At 67.7% G+C, this 1042-nt stretch carries 1 protein-coding gene; it reads right to left on the reverse strand.

Annotation, left to right across the window (positions count from 1 at the left end):
• Positions 1-992: IS256 family transposase (locus tag AB0J42_RS37730; protein ID WP_364303409.1), on the reverse strand; the 992-nt coding region annotated here is incomplete at its 3' end.
• Between the last annotated feature and the right edge of the window lie 50 nt (positions 993-1042).

Here is a 1042-nt window from a genome sequence, read left to right on the forward strand (position 1 = left end):
TACCTGCCGCCCCACACCTCGGCGAACTCGTAGAACCGCTCGAGCGCGGCTGCCTCGGTCGGCGCGGTGTAAACCGGCTTGAGGGCCTTGGCGATGGCGTCCCAGTGCTGGCGGGCGGCGTAGCGGAACGAGGCGCGCAGCAGGTGCACCACGCAGGTCTGGACGACGGCCTGAGGCCAGACCTGCTCGATCGCCTGCGGCAGCCCCTTCAGGCCGTCGCAGACCACCATCAGGGCATCACCGACGCCGCGGTTCTTGATCTCGGTCAGCACGTGCAGCCAGAACTTGGCGCCCTCGCCGCCGTCGCCGGCCCACAAGCCGAGGATGTCGCGCTCGCCGTCCACGGTGACCGCCATCGCCACGTAGATCGGCCGGTTGGCGACCTGGCCCTCGCGCAGCTTGACGTGGATGGCGTCGATGAAGATCACCGGGTAGACGGGGTCGAGCGGCCGGTTCTGCCATTCGGCCATCCCGTCCAGCACCTTGTCGGTGATGGTGGAGATGGTCTGCTTGGACACCTCGGCGCCGTACACCTCGGCCAGGTGCGCGGAGATCTCGCCCGTGGTCAAGCCCTTGGCGGCCAGCGAGATGACCATCTCATCCACCCCGGACAGCCGCCGCTGCCGCTTGCGCACGATCTTCGGCTCGAAGCTGCCGTCCCGGTCGCGTGGCACGGTGACCTCCACCGGCCCGACATCGGTGATGACGGTCTTGGACCGGGTCCCGTTGCGCGAGTTGCCCGTCTGGCCGCCGGCGCGCTCGTGCTTGTCGTAGCCGAGATGGTCGGTGATCTCACCTTCCAGGGCGGACTCCAGCACCAGCTTGGTCAGCCGGCCCAGCAGCCCGTTCTCCCCCACGAGTTCGATGCCCTCGGCGCGGGCCTGGTCGACCAGACGGCCGACGAGCTCCTGGTCAGAGTCCTTGGGCTCGTTGCGTGCCACTGCGGCGTCCTCCAGATCGATCTCCGTCGATGCCTGGATCACAGTACTCATCAGGTGCGTTCTCCTTGATCAGGAGTTACACCGAAAACCGTACAGTCCCG

The organism is Nonomuraea sp. NPDC049649 (assembly GCF_040675175.1).
GTDB lineage: Bacteria > Actinomycetota > Actinomycetes > Streptosporangiales > Streptosporangiaceae > Nonomuraea.